This is a genomic window from Bacillus sp. 22446, from assembly GCF_052044955.1.
GTDB lineage: Bacteria > Bacillota > Bacilli > Bacillales > Bacillaceae > Bacillus > Bacillus altitudinis.
On record NZ_JBQEOD010000007.1, the window covers coordinates 15,600 to 34,612 of the forward strand.

Sequence of the window (19,013 nt, forward strand, 5' to 3'; positions counted from 1 at the left end):
GAATGCTAGTTAGTAGACGAAAAGGAAATGCAGCAAATCATATTGTCAGGATCAATGGAAAACGAATCGATCTCAAAGCATTAGAGAAAGTCTTCATGCTTCACTTTCCACTAAAGGAATGTGCGCTCATCCCGAAGAAAAATCAAGAAGGAGGCCTATCGCTTGTGCTTTTTGCACAAGCGAAGGACCCTTCGCTGACAAGAGAGGATTTGATGAAAGGCCCGCTTCATCCTGATGAAGTGCCAGCCACACTCGTCCTAGTCCCTTCCTTGCCGCGAAAAGAAAGTGGAGCGGTCGATACCGAGGCGCTGCTTGCCATTGATGTACTAGATGAAGAGGAACGAAGAAAGATAGAAGAGCGCACGAAAGCCATAGATGGAGTAGAGGAAGCAGCCGTTTTGATAGAGAGTCAGACAGAAAAACAAACACCCTATCATTTAGATGACCTCTTCCCAGATAGACAGCGTACAAATGGAAACGAATCGTTTTCAAAAGATGAAGTCAGCCAAACCATACAATCCTCCGCACAAGAAAAACCACCAGCTCTTGTTTATGGAGGTGATGTGATTAGAAAACCTGGTACACCAGTCACATTGACAGAGGTACTGATCCGAGCCGCCTTTATGTCACCAAATCGCGGAGTCACGTATCTCAAAGAAGGCGGTCATGAGGTGATCCAGACTTACCCGGAATTGCTCACAGGAGCGGAACGTGTCCTATCTGGATTAAGGGCAGCCGGACTTTCAAACGGCGATCAAGTGCTGCTTCAATTGAAAGATCATCAAGATTTTATCACGGTATTCTGGGGCTGTATTCTCGGTGGAATCATTCCAACCCCAGTCTCTGTACCGCCTGTGTATGATGAAATGAATCAAGGCGTGAACAAGCTCAAGGGCGTGTTTCAGCTGCAAAATGAGCCATTCATTATTACAAACGAAGCGAGTGCTGAGGACATTGCAGGGCTGCGTGAAACATTTGAATCAAAAGCGATTCCGATTTTAACAATCGAAACATTACTTGCCTGTGATCCAGATGAACAGCATTATGAGCCAGAGCCGGATGAGCCTGTGCTTCAGCTGCTGTCCTCAGGAAGTACGGGTGTGCCAAAGTGTATCCGGCACAACCATCAAAGCATTTTATCTAGAATCATTTCCTTTGAGCAGGCAAATGGTTTCACGCATGAGGATGTATCAATGAACTGGATGCCGCTTGATCATGTAGGGGGCATTGTCATGTTTCATGTACATGATGTGTACCTCGGCTGCCAGCAAATTAGTCCATCCATTGATCAATTTATCGAACGGCCGATGGTGTGGCTGGATTGGGTAGAAAGATACGGTGTCACAAGGACGTGGGCGCCAAACTTTGCCTTTGCGATGATGAATGAATATGAAGACGACATTCGCAAAGGGAGCTGGGATCTCTCCACCTTGACCTATATCATGAACGCCGCCGAAGCAGTTGTTCCTAAAGTGACGCAGCGTTTCATGCACATCATGGGTGAGCACGGATTAAGCCGCCATGCGATGGTGCCGGCTTATGGCATGTCAGAAACATCATCAGCCATTGTCCAGTCAAAAGAATTCATGCGTCATGATGATCAGGGTGGACAGCTGACCATTGATCAGACCTCATTAACAAGTGAGATTCAATATGTGACGCACGATCATCCGCACAAGATGACTTTTACAGAAGTCGGTGCACCCATCCCTTCTGTATGGATTCGGATTGTAGATGAGCATCACCAAGTGTTGCCAGAAGATCAAGTCGGCCGCTTGCAGGTGAAGAGTCCAACGATTATGATGGGCTACTATCAAAATGAGGAAGCCAATGAAGAAGTATTTGCGGAAAACGGTTGGTTTCATACAGGAGATTTAGGATTTATTCATGAAGGGCGCCTAGTCCTCACAGGACGAGAAAAGGATATCATCGTTATCAACGGAGCGAACTATTTGAATTACGAAATTGAAGCCGTTGTGGAAGAAGTTGAGGGGGTTGAAGTCACCTTTGCCGCTGCGTACGGCATTTACAATCCCGAATCAAGTAATGACACACTCGCCGTCTTTTTTGTCACCCAGAAGGATTCGATAGAGGATCAAATCACAATGATTCAGCAGATTAGAGAGAGCATCATTCGCAAAATGGGAATCGAACCTGACCATATCATTCCGGTGAAAAAAGACCAATTTCCGAAAACAGAAAGCGGAAAAATCCAACGTGCCCAACTAGGTGCGGCACTGAAAGATGGGGTATTTCATGACATTGAACGTGCACTTGATCTTGCTTCAGAAAATGAACAAACCCTCCCAGATTGGTTCTTTAAACGTATTTGGGTAAAAGAGAATATCGGTCCATCTCAGCCAGTATCCACTGATCATGTACTCGTATTTGAGGATGAAAAAGGGCTTTATCAATCGCTTTATACACAATTTGAACAAATGAACCTGCCTTATGTTTCTGTAAAAAAGGGTTATGAATTTTTACGCCTGTCAAAAGGGATGTATCAGATGAACCCTCGAATCAAGGGGGATTACGTCAGACTTGTGGCGGCGCTTGAAGCCGATGAATTAAAAATTGGCCGTATGCTCCACTTGTGGAATGTATCAGACAAGGAGATGATGGCGAGCCCTGCGCAGTTCAAAGAACTGAATGCAAGCACTAGCCAATCCATTTTGTATTTGTATCAAGCATTGAGACAAGAAAATAAAGAGCCGATGCGTCTCGTTGTTGTCACAAAAGGTGGTCAATTTGTAAAACCGCAAGATGAGCTTCATGTGGAGAAAACGTCTCTTGCCGGATTATTAAAAACCATCCCGCAAGAATGGGAAGGGGCAGAAGTGTCTCACCTTGATATTGAAGCGGAGAATGTGGAACAGGATGCCAAGCATATTGCGGACGAACTAGGTGCGATTCATTTGAAAGCAGAAGTGTCTTACCGGCATGGCCAGCGCCTCGTACCAAAGCTGGAAAAAGTGAATATGATGACGGCACCTCAGACAGAAGGGTTTTTAGAATATGAAGGCTTGTACTTGCTGACTGGCGGGCTTGGCGGTATTGGATTTGAACTGTCTAAGCAAATGCTCCAATTTGGCTTGAAGCTCGTGTTAATTGGACGGACATCCCTTGAAGAAGACAGAGAAAAAGAGGCGTCATTCTCACAACTGAAAGATCTGGGAGACGCCCTTTATGTACAAGCCGATGTGACGAATTTATGTGACGTCGAGCGGGCGATTTATGAAGCAGAAAAGCATTTCGGACAGTCGATCCGAGGAGCGCTTCATTTAGCCGGTGCTGGCAATGTATCTGAGCACTTTCAGCATGTGGATACGTACACATTGGCTCATACAACAGAAGAAGATTTCGTCAAAGAACTTTCAGGGAAGGCAGATGGCGCTTGGGTGCTGCAAGAAGCCTTCAAGCATGACCCGTCAGTTCCACTCGTCTTTTTTGGATCAGTGAATGGCTATTTTGGCGGCACAACATTTGGTGCATATTCTGCTGCAAACAGCTTTTTAGATGGACTCGCACATGCCCTTACCTATCATGAGGGAAGAAGAGCGATTTCCTTGAATTTCAGCATGTGGGATAATCTTGGTTTGTCTCAGGGACATACTGGGGCCGCGCTAACCGTTCGCAAGGGCTTTCAATTGATTGGAAAAAAACAAGGACTCCATTCATTATGTCTAGGTGTTCGGCTGAATGAAGCGCATCTATTTATCGGCCTAGATGGGGCGAATCAAGAAATCGCTGAACATCTTCAACCAGCACCAATACCATTTTTTGAAAAGAAACTGTACTATACGGTGCAATCAGGCAAAGAAGTGGATGCTGACAAGATCACAGGCATCATAGAGGGGAAATGGGACATCAGGCAAGTGGAAGATATACCGAAAAAACAAGATGGCTCTATTGATCATGAAGCCCTCAAACAGTTCCATCACAAACACGCACAGCCGTTTGAAAAGCAATTGCCAGAAACGAAGACAGAGCAGGTGCTTGCGGCCATATGGGAGGATATTTTAGAAGTCGATCGTGTGTACAAAGAGGATCAATTCTTTGACCTTGGTGGACATTCATTAAAGGCCACTCAAACGATTTCACGTATTAATCATGAGTTTTCACTAAAGGCGCCGCTAAAAATATTATTTGAAAGCAAGAATCTGGCACACTTGGCACAAATGGTCGATGACATCAATGGAGCACCAGCCATTCAGGAAGCCAGCATTCCAAAGCTGGAAAAACGAACAAGCTATGAGCTGTCACACGCTCAGCAGCGAATTTGGTTCTTATCTACATTAGAAAAGAGCCATCATTACAATATATTAGGTGCTTGGAAGCTGATGGGCCAATTACACATCCAAACGTTAACAAAGGCGATCGGTCTCTTAACAAAACGTCATGAAGCACTGCGCGCAACATTTCAAACCATTGGCGGCAAGCCGGTTCAAGTCATCCGTGAAGACCTTCCGCCATCAGTAACCGTTGCGAACTTCTCATTATTTAATGAAAAAACAAGAGCGAGAAGACTGGAACAGCTGATTCAGCAAGAGGCGAACCGCATCTATGACTTAGAACGGGGACCGCTTGCGCAGTGGACAATTGTTGATATGGGGAAAGAGGAATATTACTTGCTTTGTGCGCAGCATCATATCATTTCCGATGCATGGTCGCTCAGCCTGCTTATTCAAGAATTACAAGTCGTGTATGGTGCGCTATTATCAGAGAAAACGCCTGAGCTACCTGCACTTGAGGTTGAATGGACCGATTATGTTCATTGGGAGAATGAGCAATTAAAGAACCACCAGAAGGCTCAGAGCTATTGGCTTGAAACGTTACAAGGAGAGTTGCCGGTATTAGAGCTCCCGTTTGACCGTCCTCGTCCGCCGGTTCAAACATTTAATGGGGCTACAGAGCAAATCGTGATAGATGAACCGCTTGTTCGTCGTTTACATGCCTTGTCGAGGCAGCAGGGGACAACACTATTTATGACGATGTTGTCAGCCTATTATGTCCTGCTTCACAAGTTGTCTGGACAAACAGATGTCATTGTTGGATCGCCGATCGCTGGCCGTGATGTCGAACAATCAGAGAAGCTCGTTGGCATGTTTGTCAATACGTTGGCGCTGAGACAGGACGTTTCAAAAGCCGATACCTTTGCCGATTTACTGGCAAAGGTGAAAGAAATGACGTTAAAAGCCTTTGAGCATCAGCATTATCCATTCGACAAGCTTGTGGATGACCTTTCAATTGATAGAGACCTAAGTCGTTCACCAATTTTCCAAGTCGCCATGGGGTATGTCACTGATTCGCTGGATATCAACCTAAAAGGACTGACATCGGAACAAGTGATGGTCCATCATACCGTCTCTAAATTTGATCTCACCTTGCATGTATTTGAGCAGGAGGACAAGCTGTCTATCCATGTGGAATATAATACGGATTTATTTGAGCAAGAAACGATCCACCGGTTGATGAATTATTATCTCAATTTGTTAGATGGCATGACGGCTCAGCCTGAACGGACATTCGCTGACTTTTGCGTCATGGACAAAACAGAACAGAATGCCATGATCATAGGGAAAAATCAAACTGACACGCCTTATCCAAAGCGTACGCTGCAAGAATTATTTGAAGAACAAGTGCAGCGTGACCCGCACCGGATTGCTGTATCTTATATGGAAGAGCATATGACGTATCAAGATTTAGACGAGAAAGCGACAAAACTGGCTGCCTATTTACAGTCAAAGGGCGTTGGACCAGATTCACTTGTCCCGATGCTGTTTGATCGTTCGTTTGACATGATGGTCTCAGTTCTAGGGATCGTCAAGTCGGGTGCTGCTTATGTACCGATGTCACCTGAGTATCCAGATGCCCGCATCGGTCTGATCGTTCGCGATACACAAAGCGATATCATCTTAACCCAGTCGCATCTGATCAATCGTTTAGACGATCTGAGCGGCACAAAAATTGAAATGGACAAGCCGTTACCAGAAACAGACGCAGTGTATCAAAGGGAAAAATCGATTGTAGGAGAAGACCAGCTTGCCTATGTTAACTACACTTCAGGCTCAACAGGCACACCAAAAGGCGTGATGCTTCCTCATGCAGGTGTGGTCCGCTTAGTGAAAGAAACAAACTATATTGAGCTTGGTTCAGAAGATAAAATGCTTCAGCTGTCTAACTATGCATTTGATGCCTTTACCTTTGAATTATGGGGAATGCTGCTCAATGGCGGTCAGCTGGTTCTGATCCCGAAATATGCTGCTCTGAATATGGACGAATTAACTCGGTTAATCAAAACGCATCAAGTCACAGCCAACTGTTTGCCAACTGCATTATTCAACCGGCTGATTGAGCATGATCCAAAAAGTGTGGCTGGATACCGTACATTACTCGTTGGCGGAGAAGCCATGTCTAGTGAGCATGCACGAAAGGCATTGCCACATATGAAGGGTGTGCTGATCAATGCTTACGGTCCAACAGAAAACACAACATTAGCGACCACTTATCAAGTCACACACGTACCCGAGGATGCAAGATCAGTGCCAATCGGTGTGCCAGTCGCCAACTCAACGGTTGTCATACTAGATGATCATCTCAATCCAGTACCTACAGGCGTCAAAGGAGAAATCTATATCGGCGGAACAGGGCTGGCAAAAGGATATCTGCATGACCCAGAGCGCACGCAGGAGCGGTTTATTGACAATCCATTCCCGGCATTAAAAGGGGACAAACTGTATCGTTCCGGTGACCTAGGGAAATGGCGGTCTGATGGCAGTATTGAATACCTTGGCCGAAAAGACAACTTGGTCAAAATTAGAGGCTACCGAATTGAATGTGGAGAAATTGAGACAGCCCTGCTCAAACACCCACAAGTAAAAGAATGTACCGTCATTGCTAAAACGTACGGCAGCTCAAAACGGCTGGCAGCCTACCTTGTCACAGATGGAGGAGAGCCTGTTCCCGGATGGAAAGCATTTTTACAGGAAAGCCTGCCAGGCTATATGATTCCAAGTTACTTTATCGTACTTGACGCAATTCCCGTCACAACGAATGGGAAGGTCGATCAAAAAGCATTGCCGGAGCCGACAGACGCAGTCTCATCCTCACATGAAGACGATCAACCGGTAACAGAAACACAGCAGCTGATTGTGACAGCTTTCAGTGAAGTGCTTGGTGTCAAACGAGTAGGAATTCATGATTCATTCTTTGATTTAGGCGGAGATTCGATTATGAGTATTCAAGCCGTTGCCAAATTAAAAGAAAAGGGTGTCCGTGTTGATCCAAAATGGATTTTCATGCACCCAGCGCCAGCGCAGTTAGCGGCATATTTGGACACAGTGCCAGAAACAGGCGAGCCTGTCGAAAGAGCGCCGAAAGACTATGTGATCGAGTTGAAAAAAGGGGATCCGGCTGAACCGAGAATTTTCTTTGCACCGCCTGCTGGTGGAACGGTGATGGGGTATATCGATGTGGCCAAGCTCATGACACATGAAGGAGCTGTTTACGCCTTGCAGTCTCCAGGCTTGTATGAGGATGAAGAACCACAATTCCTTCATTATACAGAGCTTGTCACCATTTTTATTGAAGCCATTGAAACATTCTATCGACCAGGCATTGATTATTTGGCAGGGCATTCCATGGGCGGACATCTTGCTTACGGAATGAATCAGAGACTCTGTCATGCAGGAAAAGCGCCAAAAGGATTGATCATTTTAGATACGGTTCCGGTATTAAGAGATGAGGCAGATCAAGCGCTTCATGCCGATATGAACGAAGAAGAAGTGAAAATGCTGGCCCTCGTTCTGGGTATGGGGAACCTCGTCGGCATCAAACCAGAAGCATTACAAGGGCTCAGCTTCCAAGAAGTGAAGCAGAAAATTCTCAAAGAAGCAGAAAAGGATGAAGTCGTTCATCAATTTATGAATGATCACTATTTAGATAAATACTTGCAAATGCAGACACATAATACCATCATGTCACAAGCCATTGAATTAGAAAAAGACCCATTCTCTGTGCCGTTTTATATTATACAAAGCAGCGATCACGCCACAGATTTCCAGAAGAAATTTGCCGATTGGGAAGCTTACACGAGAGAAACGTGCTCGTATTTTCAGATAAAAGGCGACCATGTGACCATGATGAAAAGACCGCAGGCAGATCAACTTGCGCAGATTCTTGAAACGATCGTAAAGGGGTAAGGACGTATGAACCAATTATTTAAAACCTTTGAAAAAAAATCAGATCTGATTCAGCTTATTTGTTTTCCTTTTGCAGGCGGATATTCCGCCTCTTACCGTCCGCTCTTTGAACAGCTGAAGGACACGGCCGAAGTGACAGCAGCAGAGCCTCCGGGTCATGGAACGAACCTCATGCCGCTTGAAACAAGCATTGACCGGCTGGCTGAATTGTATAAAGAAGGACTGACAGGCAAATTAAACCGTCCATTTATTTTGTTCGGACATTCCATGGGCGGACTTGTGGTGTACAGGCTGACTCAGCTGCTAGAAAAGGAAGGCATCGATCCGGCAGCAGTTGTCATTTCTGCCATTCAGCCGCCACAAACAAAAAGACAAATATTGACCCATTTATCGAATGAAGCATTTGTTCAGCATATCGCTGAAATGGGCGGGATTCCAAAGGAATTGTTAGAGAACAAGCCAATGATGGATTACTTTACACCATCCTTACGTGCCGACTATCAAGCATTAGAATCCTTCCAGCATACGGACAAAACGATCATTGAATCACCCGTTTATTTATTGAACGGAAAGCAAGATAAAAAATGCATGGAAGACGCAGCCGGCTGGCTAACATGGGCAAACTCCATCGAACGCACTGATTTCGAAGGAGGCCACATGTATATCAACACACACCTCGAGCAGTTCGCAGAACATATGAGGCATGTCATTGAGCAGACAACAAAAAGGCAATTCATCAGCCAATAAAAGAAAACAACGGCCCCGTCAAACGAGGGCCGTTTTCTTTAAGAATTCCCCTTCCTCACCACATTCCCGCCAATCACTCCGCCAATGACGAGCACAGCCCCGATGAGGTGAACCATATCAATCGTTTCATGTAAAATAAGCACGCCAGCGGCAATGGTAATGAAAGCAGAAAGATTGTTAAAGATACTCACCTTTGCTGCTTCAAGGTGGGAAAGAGCATAGTTTGATAAATACGCTGTGAGCAGTGATGAGAGAATGCCTAAAAAGAGCATAGACCATACAAAGGATGGCTGCGTAAACGGACTGAAAAACTGCGGTAGTGTAGCATTTACCGAGTGCCGAATGAGAGCAGCAGCATTAAAGAAGACAAATCCAAAGAATGTCATCACGAAAGTCAGTTCAATGACATGGAATCGCCGTGTCATCACCCTGGCAAATACGCTATAGGCACTGGATGATAAGGCTGAAAGTAAGATTAGCACATAACCAATGAGATGAGAATGTTTCACATCAATTCCCTTCACCACAAAGAGGAGCATCACGCCGGACACAGAAAGAATGGTAAACAGCACCTGAATCGAGGTAGGACGTTCTTTTAAACACCATGCTGCCAGCACCATTGTCAAAATGGGGATGGTCGCCTGAATAATGCCAGCCTCTGATGAAGAGGTGAACATCAGCCCCCACACTTGAAATGCAAAAAACAACACAGGATAAAGCAAGGAAAATGGCACAATGTAAATAAGATCACGCCATTGAATGGAAAAACGGTACTTTTTTCGTAAAAATGGAAATAACAAAAGAGCGGCTGCGAAAGAAACGGTAAATCGGTGTGCCAATACATCAATCGGATTCGCTGATGCTAAAGCCACTTTGACAAACAAGAATGAAAAACCAATTATACAGGCGTATGCGATCGAGGCAGCATACGCTTTTTGTTTTGACATATCCATCAGAATTCTCCTTACAAGAGCATGCATGCTTCAGTTGAATTGACCGGTTCTGTCTTTTTATCGTAAACGGATCAAGTAAAGTGTACAATAAGAGTTATTGATATCTGTACCGGTACAAGGAGGGTAGTACTGTGAGGAAATATGATCAGCTTGTGTTGAATATAAAAAACAAAATCGAGAGCAGTGAATACAATGCTGGAATGAAAATTCCATCCATTCGTCACTTAGCGGCTGAATATGCTGTGAGCAAAAGCACTGTCATAAAAGCACTAGACACATTAGAGCGTGAACACTTGCTGTACTCTGTAGAAAGAAGTGGCTATTTTGTCGTGAAAACCAATCAGTCAGCCGTTAAGAAGGGCAGCACATGGATTGATTTTGCTTCCTCTGCGCCTGATCCCATTGTGTTTCCATATGTCGATTTTCAGCACTGCATCAATCAAGCGATTGATCTGTATCAAAATGATTTATTTATCTATGGCACCACCAATGGATTACCATCTTTACTGCCAATCATTTCAAAGCGTTTAACGGATTATCAAGTGTTTGCCTCTCCAGAACAGATCGTTATGACCTCTGGTATTCAGCTGGCTTTATCGATTTTAAGCACCATCCCGTTTCCAAATGGAAAACAGACCATATTGGTCGAACAGCCAGGCTATCACCTATTCCTCCAATACTTAGAGAAAAACCAGCTGCCTGTCCGGGGGATTCAGCGTAAGGAAAAAGGACTCGATCTTCAGGAATTGGAGCGTATCTTCCGAGAGGAGGATATTCGCTTTTTCTATACGATGCCAAGGTTTCAAAACCCGCTTGGAACGAGTCTGTCGAAACAAGAAAAAATAGCGATTGCAGCCCTTGCCGAAGCATATGATGTCTACATCGTTGAAGATGATTATTTGGCTGATTTAGAATTCGATACAAAAAGAGACCCGATTTATTCATATGATCAGGCGGGGAAGGTCATTTATTTAAAAAGCTTCTCAAAAATCATTTTTCCAGGGCTTAGAACAGGTGCTGTCGTCTTACCAAACGAGCTGATTGGCCCCTTCAGTGAACATAAACGGCTGATTGATATCGACAGCTCGATGCTGTCGCAGGCTGCTTTAGAAATTTATTTGAAAAGCGGGATGTTTGAGCGTCATAGAGAAAGGATGCAGGCGACCTATAGAGCTCGATCCAAACAACTTGTGGCCTGTTTGAAAAATGATCAAGGCGCTTATGAGCTGGGAGAAGAGGAGCCAGCGACCCATACCCACATTCGTGTCGACCGGTCCATTCCGATGAATCAGCTCATTCAGCAGCTAAAAAAGGCTTCTGTGATGGTTCAGCCGATTGACCGCCATTTCATTTCTACTTATCAAAAGGAGCCTATACTTCAGCTGAACATTTGGCATGTAAAAGAAGAGGAAATCGCACGAGGCGTCGGTTTGTTAAAGTCATCACTTCAACAAATCACACGTTATTAAGGCGAGACAGCATGTTCTCACAAGTGAGTATCTCGACGTGCTCAGCCGCAGCGGGTTTTCTTGTACAAACCGCCATTTGGTAGGCAGGATCAAGTGAATATGTTTGGACAACGCAAGGGGCTTCGTGATCAGGTAATCTCAAAGTAGCCTGTCCATCCTCTGACAAGCGAGCGGTAAAGGATGAAAGACCATAGGATATTCCCTTCCCTGTCAGCTTGATAAAAGCCTCCTTCATGGACCATAAATGAAAGAAATAGGCTTCCTGCCGTTCTGCCGGCTGTGAGAGTAAATCTTGATATTCGTCAGCTGAAAAAAATCGCTCGGCAATGGCTAAATCAATCGGTTTGATCTCTTCAATATCAATGCCAACAGGCGCATCATCTACTGCGCCCACGACCCAATCACCAGAGTGAGAAAGATTAAAATGAAAAGAAGGAATTTGCCGGACAACAGGCTTTCCATTCCCTTCTGTTTCAAAAATGATCTGTTCCATTGGCAGTGCGTACATCTCATGAATGATGTGACGAATCAGTACCTCACCTAAAAGCGTTCTTCTTGCATCGATCAAAAAACGAAAGCGCTCAGCGGCGGCGCGTTTTTCAAGTGACACAAAAGGCTTCAGCTGTTCTATTTGTTTTCGTGCATTTTTATCATCTAAAGGTTGTAATTGAATAGCGAAAATCTTCATAACGGACCTCAATTTTTTACATTTATTGTACCATTGGATGAACACATGCAAAAGAGAAACAGACATCCTGTTCAATGAAAGCACAAAATGACAGGAAGGTGCGGGCGGTTCTCGATATAGTGGAAAAGGAAGGAGAGGGAAAAATGATTCACTTGATCATGGATAGTATCAATTATATGGAAGAGAGGCTGGATCAGCCTTTGCAGATCGAAGAAGTGGCAGAGGCCGCCTGTATGTCTAAATTTCATTATCAGCGGCTATTCCATATGCTGACGGGAATTGCAGTAGCAGAATATATTCGCAAAAGACGATTAACCCTTGCGGCAGAAGAATTCATGACCAAGCAAGTGAAAGTCATTGATGCGGCGGTGAAGTATGGCTATGAAACCCCAGAGTCGTTTGCGAAAGCCTTCAAGCGGCATCACGGATATACACCGGCAGCAGTGAAAACAGGCGAGTATACAGTGAAAGCCTACCCCCGTCTCTCCTTCGAACTTCAAATAAAAGGAGTCGAACCGATGCATTATCGAATTGTGGAAAAGGATTCATTTTTAATCATGGGCAGAAGACTAAAGACAACAACAAAGAATAGCCAAAACAAACAGGATATTCCCGCCTTTTGGAAGCGTGTCAATCAAGAAGGATGGACGGATTCACTGGCTCATGCAGCTGGAGAACTCGGATATATCGGTGTATGTGCGCATTTTGATGAAACGCTTGAAACATTTGACTATATCATTGGGATTGAGCAAGGTGAGGAAGAACCAGATTCGACCATGACAGTCGAGCAGATTCCGGCCAGTACGTGGGCTGTATTTCAGTCAAAGGGGCCTGTCGAAACCGCTGTGCATTCAACATGGACACGTATTTTCACAGAATGGTTTCCTGCCTCAGGATATGAGCATGCTGGGGGAATGGAGATGGAAACGTATCCTTTAGATGGAGAGATAAATTCTCCAGATCATGTGACATTGATTTGGATTCCAATCCGTAAACAATCATAAAAAAGGCAGCGTATCTCGCTGCTTTTTATCCTTGTGTGAGGACGTGAACACCGTTTGGATCGGTCGTATTCATCCCATGAGAATCCATCATCTTCACTTCAAGTAAAGAGAGACGTTCTCCCTTTTTCCAATGAATAGGTTGTGTCAGACCGTCCAGCAACTGATCGACCGCAGGTGTATGAGTCAAATCAGGTACTGCGATCGTCATCTCGGCAATTGCTTCTTCACCAGTTTCAATCACATCTGTCCGCCGCTGCAATTCAAGCCTTAAGCGCATAGGTGTAGAAAGAAACGTTCTTCGCTCCCCAGTCTGGATTGCACAGTTTCTCTTTTGTGCTTGTACCAGCAACTGATCATATTCATCATCAGTCACTAGAAAGCCGATGTGATCAAAAAGGACTTTTTTACTATAACCAAATGTGATATTGATCTGTCCCTTTCTCATCTCAATGATTCGGAAAGAGGGCTTCTTCTCTCTAAAATCATCCCATGTAAGCGGAGGGGGAAAGGAACCTTCCTTTGCGAAACGCCCCTTTACTTCAAAGTCTAATGAGGTGTACGCCTTCTCCATCTCCTCAACAAATGGTGTCCAGTAATGATAATGGAAAAGCTGCATCAGAGGATCATCTCCTGTTTTTAGAATATTGCGTCTATTTAGTTTAGCACAAAACAAGCCATTCATTTAGTAGAATGGCTTGTTCTTATCGGGTAAGGGTTTGAACAGGTTTCTCCGCTGTTTTTGTAATGAGCAGCTGCAGAAGCCGAGTTGATTGCGGCAAGGAAAAGCGAAGGACGAGTCCTGTAAAGATGGCGGTCAGAATCGTTCCAATGCCAATCGGTCCGCCGAGCATCCATGCAAATAGAAGCACGGTTAACTCAATACCATTTCGAACCCACTGTACGTTCAGCCCCGTTTTTGCTGAGATGAGCAGCATTAATGAATCCCTTGGCCCAGCGCCAAGATTAGCTGAGACATAAATGCCAACGCCATACCCAGACACAATCACGCCCGTAATAAACACATATAAAGCAGGTAAATACCCATGTGGTGCAGGTAATACTGCATTAAAGAAATCAATAAACACGCCGATCAGCACCATATTGAGAAGGGCGCCGATCTTTGGAAAAGATTTCGTGAAAACAGATGTCAGTGTCACAATGAGTGCACCAATAATGATGGACCATTGTCCAATGGTTAAACCAAAATGCTGAAACAGTCCATAATGAAAAGCGTCCCAAGGACCAATGCCAAGGATTTTTCCTTTCACTGTCAGCGATAGTCCAAAAGCAAGTACAATCAATCCAACAAAATAAAAAAACCAACGTAAAAGATGTTCCCGCTTCAAAAGCTTTCCCTTCTTTCTTAAACACTCGATTTCAATCGTAACATACTCGCACGCCCCTTTAAATGGCTTTGCTCAATTGTAATCGCTTACTCGATAAAAAGAATTTTTTCCATAAAAAGAGCAGAAAACATCAAATGTTGGAGCAAGACTTTTGAATTGTTTTTTTTAACAAAGCGAACCAATAATTAACAATTTTTATGAAAACAAGAAAAAAATTCAATATAAAATGACAAAAAACCAACCTTTATCCAATTAAAGAATATTCAAGATAAAATAGAATAGATTGTATGTAAATTGCGTCGTTAGGCCTGTTTTTATTGATAGATAAAATATTTGATACACGATAAAAAAACTTGTTTTATTGGAAAAAACATAGATGGATCAGATGTCGAAAGCTGTATATGACCAAAGGGCTATTTTTGTCGAAAATAGTCTTTTGGTCATGTTGAGGGTTCTGAAATGTTACTGATATTCTTTACCAAAGTGTGGGAGGTGAACTGGTACATACCATTATGATTTAGAGCAGGGAAAAGGGGATGTTAAAAAAAATGAACATATTAAAAAGAACGAGTCAATTATTTCTTATATTGGTGCTGATTGCTGGGAATTTATTAACAGTTTCGCCACCTGTTACGAAAGCCGCTGGGACGGTGGTTGTCAATAACGCAGATTCCTACATGATTGGAAATGGGAAGTTAGTTCTTTATCAGCTTGATGGGCAAAATCCAACAAACGTAAAGGCTAGTGTACAGGTGAAGGGAATTAATTCGACTGTAGTGAACGGTGTTGCTGTGAATGACCAAGAAAACACTGTGTATGCAACTACGACAGCAAGTGGAGAGCCAGTTCTTTATAAAATAAATGCGACCACTGGACAAGCAGAGCGTGTAGGTGTTTTAGGCGGAAGAGCGCCTAATGCCGTTGTTTATAACGGTAAATATATTCATTCGTATGAGGTTGGTGGAGAACCCTACCTTGCAACGTACGACTTAGCAACTGGTCAAAAAACGGCCAAGAAAATTGTTGGTTATGACGTTGGCCCTGGCATTGGCGGAGACATTGGCGGAGACCTTGTAGTCGATAAGGATGGCTATCTTTGGTTCGCATCTAATACCAGTGGGTCCATTGCGCAAATGAATCCTGAAACAGCTGAAGTCATTCGAGTGATTCCAATCACAAATGCAGATGGTAAACCTATTGAGGGAGGAGTACGAGGAATTAGCTTTTTGCCAAATGGACAAATGCTATTACAATCAGGAAAAGATGACTCTATTGGTCATTCTACTCTTTTTACACTTGATGCGAAAACATTAAGTACAACATATATGGGCACTGCAGGTGATTCATTATCTTACGACTTAGCTTCACGTGTGAAGCCCGAATTCGATCCATATCCGCCTAACCTTGAATCAGAAAAATCGGTTGCTTTACAGAAAAAAGCAGAAGGCAACACAGATGAAAAGAATCCAGAAGTAGGCGACACTTTGCTTTATACAATTAGAGCAAAAAATACGGTGCAATACGGCGTTCTTAAGAATCTGACCATATCAGATAATCTTCCGAGTAGTTTAACCTATGTTTCTGGATCTCTTAAGGTAGACGGTACAAGCGTAACTGATGCCAAAGATCAAGACAAAGGTGATTATACAAACGGCACTGTGACAGGTCAAATAGGTGATGTGAAAGACACTGATTGGCACACCGTGACATTTGAAGCGAAAGTAGCAAAAGGTCAAGCTGGCAAGGATATTCAAAATACAGCGAATGTCGAAGGGGATAATACACCACCAGACAAACCAACAACAAATATAGAAATTTATCCTCGTGATCCAAAGCTTGAATCGGAAAAATCAGCGGTCTTACAGAAAAAAGCAGATGGTAATACAGATGAGAAGCATCCAGAAGTAGGCGACACATTGCTGTATACCATTCAAGCCCGTAACGCTGTTGAAGATAGTGTAATAGAAGACCTTGTGATTTCTGATAAGTTACCTCAAGGATTATCTTATGTACCAAATTCTCTACAGGTAGATGGGAATCCAGTCACAGATACAAAAGATGACGACAACGGTGATATGACAGATGGAACTGTCACTGGAACGTTCGGTGAAGTGAAAGATGTGAAATGGCATACCGTGACGTTTGAAGTCACAGTTGAAAAAGGTCAGGCAGGCAAAGACATTCAAAATACAGCCAATGTCACAACCGGCAACACACCGCCAGACAAGCCGACAACGAATATAGAAATCTATCCTCGAGACCCGAAGCTGACTTCTGAAAAATCAGCCGTCTTGCAGAAAAAAGCAGATGGTAATACAGATGAGAAGCATCCAGAGGTCGGAGATACCCTTCTTTATACGATTAAAACTAAGAATACGATAGAAGACAGTCTCGTTGAAAACTTAGTGATTTCGGATGAACTGCCGGAAGGATTAGCGTATGTGCCGAATTCCCTTGAGGTAGACGGACAAGCGGTCACAGATGAGAAAGATCAAGACAATGGTGATGTCACAAACAGAACCGTCTCAGGACAATTCGGTGACATTAAAGATACAGACTGGCATACAGTGACCTTTGAGGTCACGGTTGAAAAAGGACAATCTGGTAAAGATATTCAAAATACAGCCAGTGTCACAGGTGACAACACACCTCCAGACGATCCGACAACAAAAACAGAAATCTATCCTCGAGACCCGAAGCTGACTTCTGAAAAATCAGCCGTCTTGCAGAAAAAAGCAGAAGGTAACAAAGATGAGAAGCATCCAGAAGTGGGAGATACCCTGCTTTATACAATTAAAACAAAGAACACGATAGAAGACAGCCTTGTGGAAAATCTAGTGATCTCAGATCAATTACCAAAAGGGCTGAAGTATGTCGCTGGGTCTCTTGAAATTGATGGAGAATCCGTTACAGATGTGAAAGACGACGATAGCGGTGACTACACAGATGGAAAGGTCACAGGTTATTTTGGTAATGTGAAGGACACAGACTGGCATACCGTGACGTTTGAAGTGACAGTTGAAAAGGGACAGGCTGGTCAAGACATTCAAAACACTGCCGAAGTAACAGGTAAAAACACGCCGCCAGATGATCCAACAACGAAGACAGAAATTTATCCTCGTGATCCAAAACTAGCATCAGAAAAGACAGCGAGCATTCAGAAAAAAGCAGAAGGGAACACAGATGAAAAAACACCACAGGTAGGCGATACCCTTCTTTATACGATCAAAACAAAGAATCTTGAAGAGGACAGCATCGTCGAAAATCTCGTGATTTCAGATAAACTGCCAGAAGGTCTTGAATACGTCGAAGGGTCATTAAAAGTAGATGGACAAGCTGTCACAGATGCAAAAGATGCCGATAACGGAGATTACACAAAAGGCACAGTCACCGGACAATTTGGTGATATCAAAGACACGGACTGGCATACTGTGACGTTTGAGGCGAAAGTAGCCAAAGGACAAGCAGGTAAAACCATTCAAAACACAGCGAAAGTAACAGGCGAAAACACGCCGCCAGATGAGCCGACAACCGAAACAAATATTGATCCAAGAGATCCAAAGCTTGAATCAGAAAAAACATCTGAGATCTCTCAAAAAGCAGAAGGCAATACAAATGAAAAACAAGTTCAGGTAGGCGACACCCTTCTTTACACCATCAAAACAAAAAATAGTGTAGAAGACAGTATCATCAAAGATTTAGTCGTCGCAGATCAACTGCCAGAAGGTCTTGAATACGTCGAAGGGTCACTAAAAGTAGATGACCAAGCCGTCACAGATGCAAAAGATGATGACAACGGAGACTACACAAAAGGCACAGTGACCGGTCAATTTGGTGATATTAAAGACACAGACTGGCATACGGTTACTTTTGAAGCGAAGGTTGCTAAAGGCCAATCAGGTAAAAGCATTCAAAACACAGCGAAAGTAACAGGCGAAAACACGCCGCCAGATGAGCCGACAACGGAAACAAACATTGATCCAAGAGATCCAAAGCTTGAATCAGAAAAAATATCTGAAATCTCTCAAAAAGCAAAAGGCAATACAAATGAAAAACAAGTTCAGGTAGGCGACACCCTTCTTTACACCATCAAAACAAAAAATAGTGTAGAAGACAGTATCATCAAAGATTTAGTCATCGCAGATCGACTGCCAGAAGGTCTTGAATATGTCGAAGGGACATTAAAAGTAGATGGACAAGCTGTCACAGATGCAAAAGATGACGACAACGGAGACTACACAAAAGGCACAGTCACCGGACAATTTGGTGATATCAAAGACACAGACTGGCATACGGTGACTTTTGAAGCGAAGGTCACGAAAGGATCTGAAGGTAAAACCATTCAAAATATCGCAGTTGTGAAGGGTGATAATGTTGACGAACCAGACAAACCTGAAAACTCAACAACGGTAGTACCGCCGCCGCATGTGCCAGGGGTGCCAGCAAATCCAGAGCAGCCTTCTCATTCAGAACCGGATACACCTGGTCATCATCTTCCGAACACTGCAACAGAGATGTACAACCTTTTACTAGCAGGATTTGCACTTGTACTAATAGGTGCATCCCTTATTGTATGGAAAAGAAGAAAAAGAAACGGATAATCGT

Annotated in this window: 9 protein-coding genes; 5 read left to right on the top strand and 4 right to left on the bottom strand. The window is 43.7% G+C overall.

Annotated elements, in window-relative coordinates; translation table 11 throughout:
- The first annotated feature begins 2 nt into the window (after positions 1–2).
- On the top strand, positions 3–8,201 hold the full coding sequence (locus ACTJJD_RS13865) for an amino acid adenylation domain-containing protein (RefSeq protein WP_440608552.1): 8,199 nt from the start codon (positions 3–5) through the stop codon (positions 8,199–8,201).
- A 6-nt stretch (positions 8,202–8,207) separates the two neighbouring features.
- Positions 8,208–8,948, top strand: coding sequence for a thioesterase II family protein (locus tag ACTJJD_RS13870; RefSeq protein ID WP_440608553.1), 741 nt, complete (start codon positions 8,208–8,210; stop codon positions 8,946–8,948).
- Positions 8,949–8,986: 38 nt separating this feature from the next.
- Here the strand turns inward: ACTJJD_RS13870 and ACTJJD_RS13875 are convergent, their stop codons facing one another.
- Positions 8,987–9,901: a DMT family transporter gene (locus ACTJJD_RS13875; RefSeq protein ID WP_024720178.1), complete on the bottom strand. Its 915-nt coding sequence runs from the start codon at positions 9,899–9,901 to the stop codon at positions 8,987–8,989.
- 131 nt (positions 9,902–10,032) lie between these two features.
- On the opposite strand from ACTJJD_RS13875, the gene ACTJJD_RS13880 reads away from it, so the two are divergent.
- Complete coding sequence (locus ACTJJD_RS13880; RefSeq protein ID WP_284564877.1) at positions 10,033–11,370, top strand: aminotransferase-like domain-containing protein; 1,338 nt, start codon at positions 10,033–10,035, stop codon at positions 11,368–11,370.
- Here ACTJJD_RS13880 and ACTJJD_RS13885 read toward each other — a convergent pair.
- Positions 11,357–12,058: a 4'-phosphopantetheinyl transferase family protein gene (locus ACTJJD_RS13885; protein WP_282834093.1), complete on the bottom strand. Its 702-nt coding sequence runs from the start codon at positions 12,056–12,058 to the stop codon at positions 11,357–11,359. The genes ACTJJD_RS13880 and ACTJJD_RS13885 overlap by 14 nt on opposite strands.
- Before the next feature lie 143 nt (positions 12,059–12,201).
- On the opposite strand from ACTJJD_RS13885, the gene ACTJJD_RS13890 reads away from it, so the two are divergent.
- The gene (locus ACTJJD_RS13890) at positions 12,202–13,062 is read left to right on the top strand and encodes an effector binding domain-containing protein (RefSeq protein ID WP_284564878.1); all 861 of its coding nucleotides are present in this window, start codon (positions 12,202–12,204) and stop codon (positions 13,060–13,062) included.
- A gap of 25 nt (positions 13,063–13,087) precedes the next feature.
- Here the strand turns inward: ACTJJD_RS13890 and ACTJJD_RS13895 are convergent, their stop codons facing one another.
- Together ACTJJD_RS13895 and ACTJJD_RS13900 are read right to left on the bottom strand one after the other, a co-directional pair.
- Entirely contained in the window at positions 13,088–13,678 is a 591-nt protein-coding gene (locus ACTJJD_RS13895) for a hypothetical protein (RefSeq protein ID WP_440608554.1), read from the bottom strand.
- Between the two features lie 85 nt (positions 13,679–13,763).
- On the bottom strand, positions 13,764–14,408 hold the full coding sequence (locus ACTJJD_RS13900) for a YczE/YyaS/YitT family protein (protein ID WP_007498187.1): 645 nt from the start codon (positions 14,406–14,408) through the stop codon (positions 13,764–13,766).
- Between the two features lie 548 nt (positions 14,409–14,956).
- Here ACTJJD_RS13900 and ACTJJD_RS13905 point away from each other — a divergent pair.
- Positions 14,957–19,009 (top strand): isopeptide-forming domain-containing fimbrial protein, encoded by a 4,053-nt coding sequence (locus tag ACTJJD_RS13905; RefSeq protein ID WP_440608555.1) that lies wholly within the window; start codon positions 14,957–14,959, stop codon positions 19,007–19,009.
- The last annotated feature ends 4 nt before the right edge of the window (positions 19,010–19,013 follow it).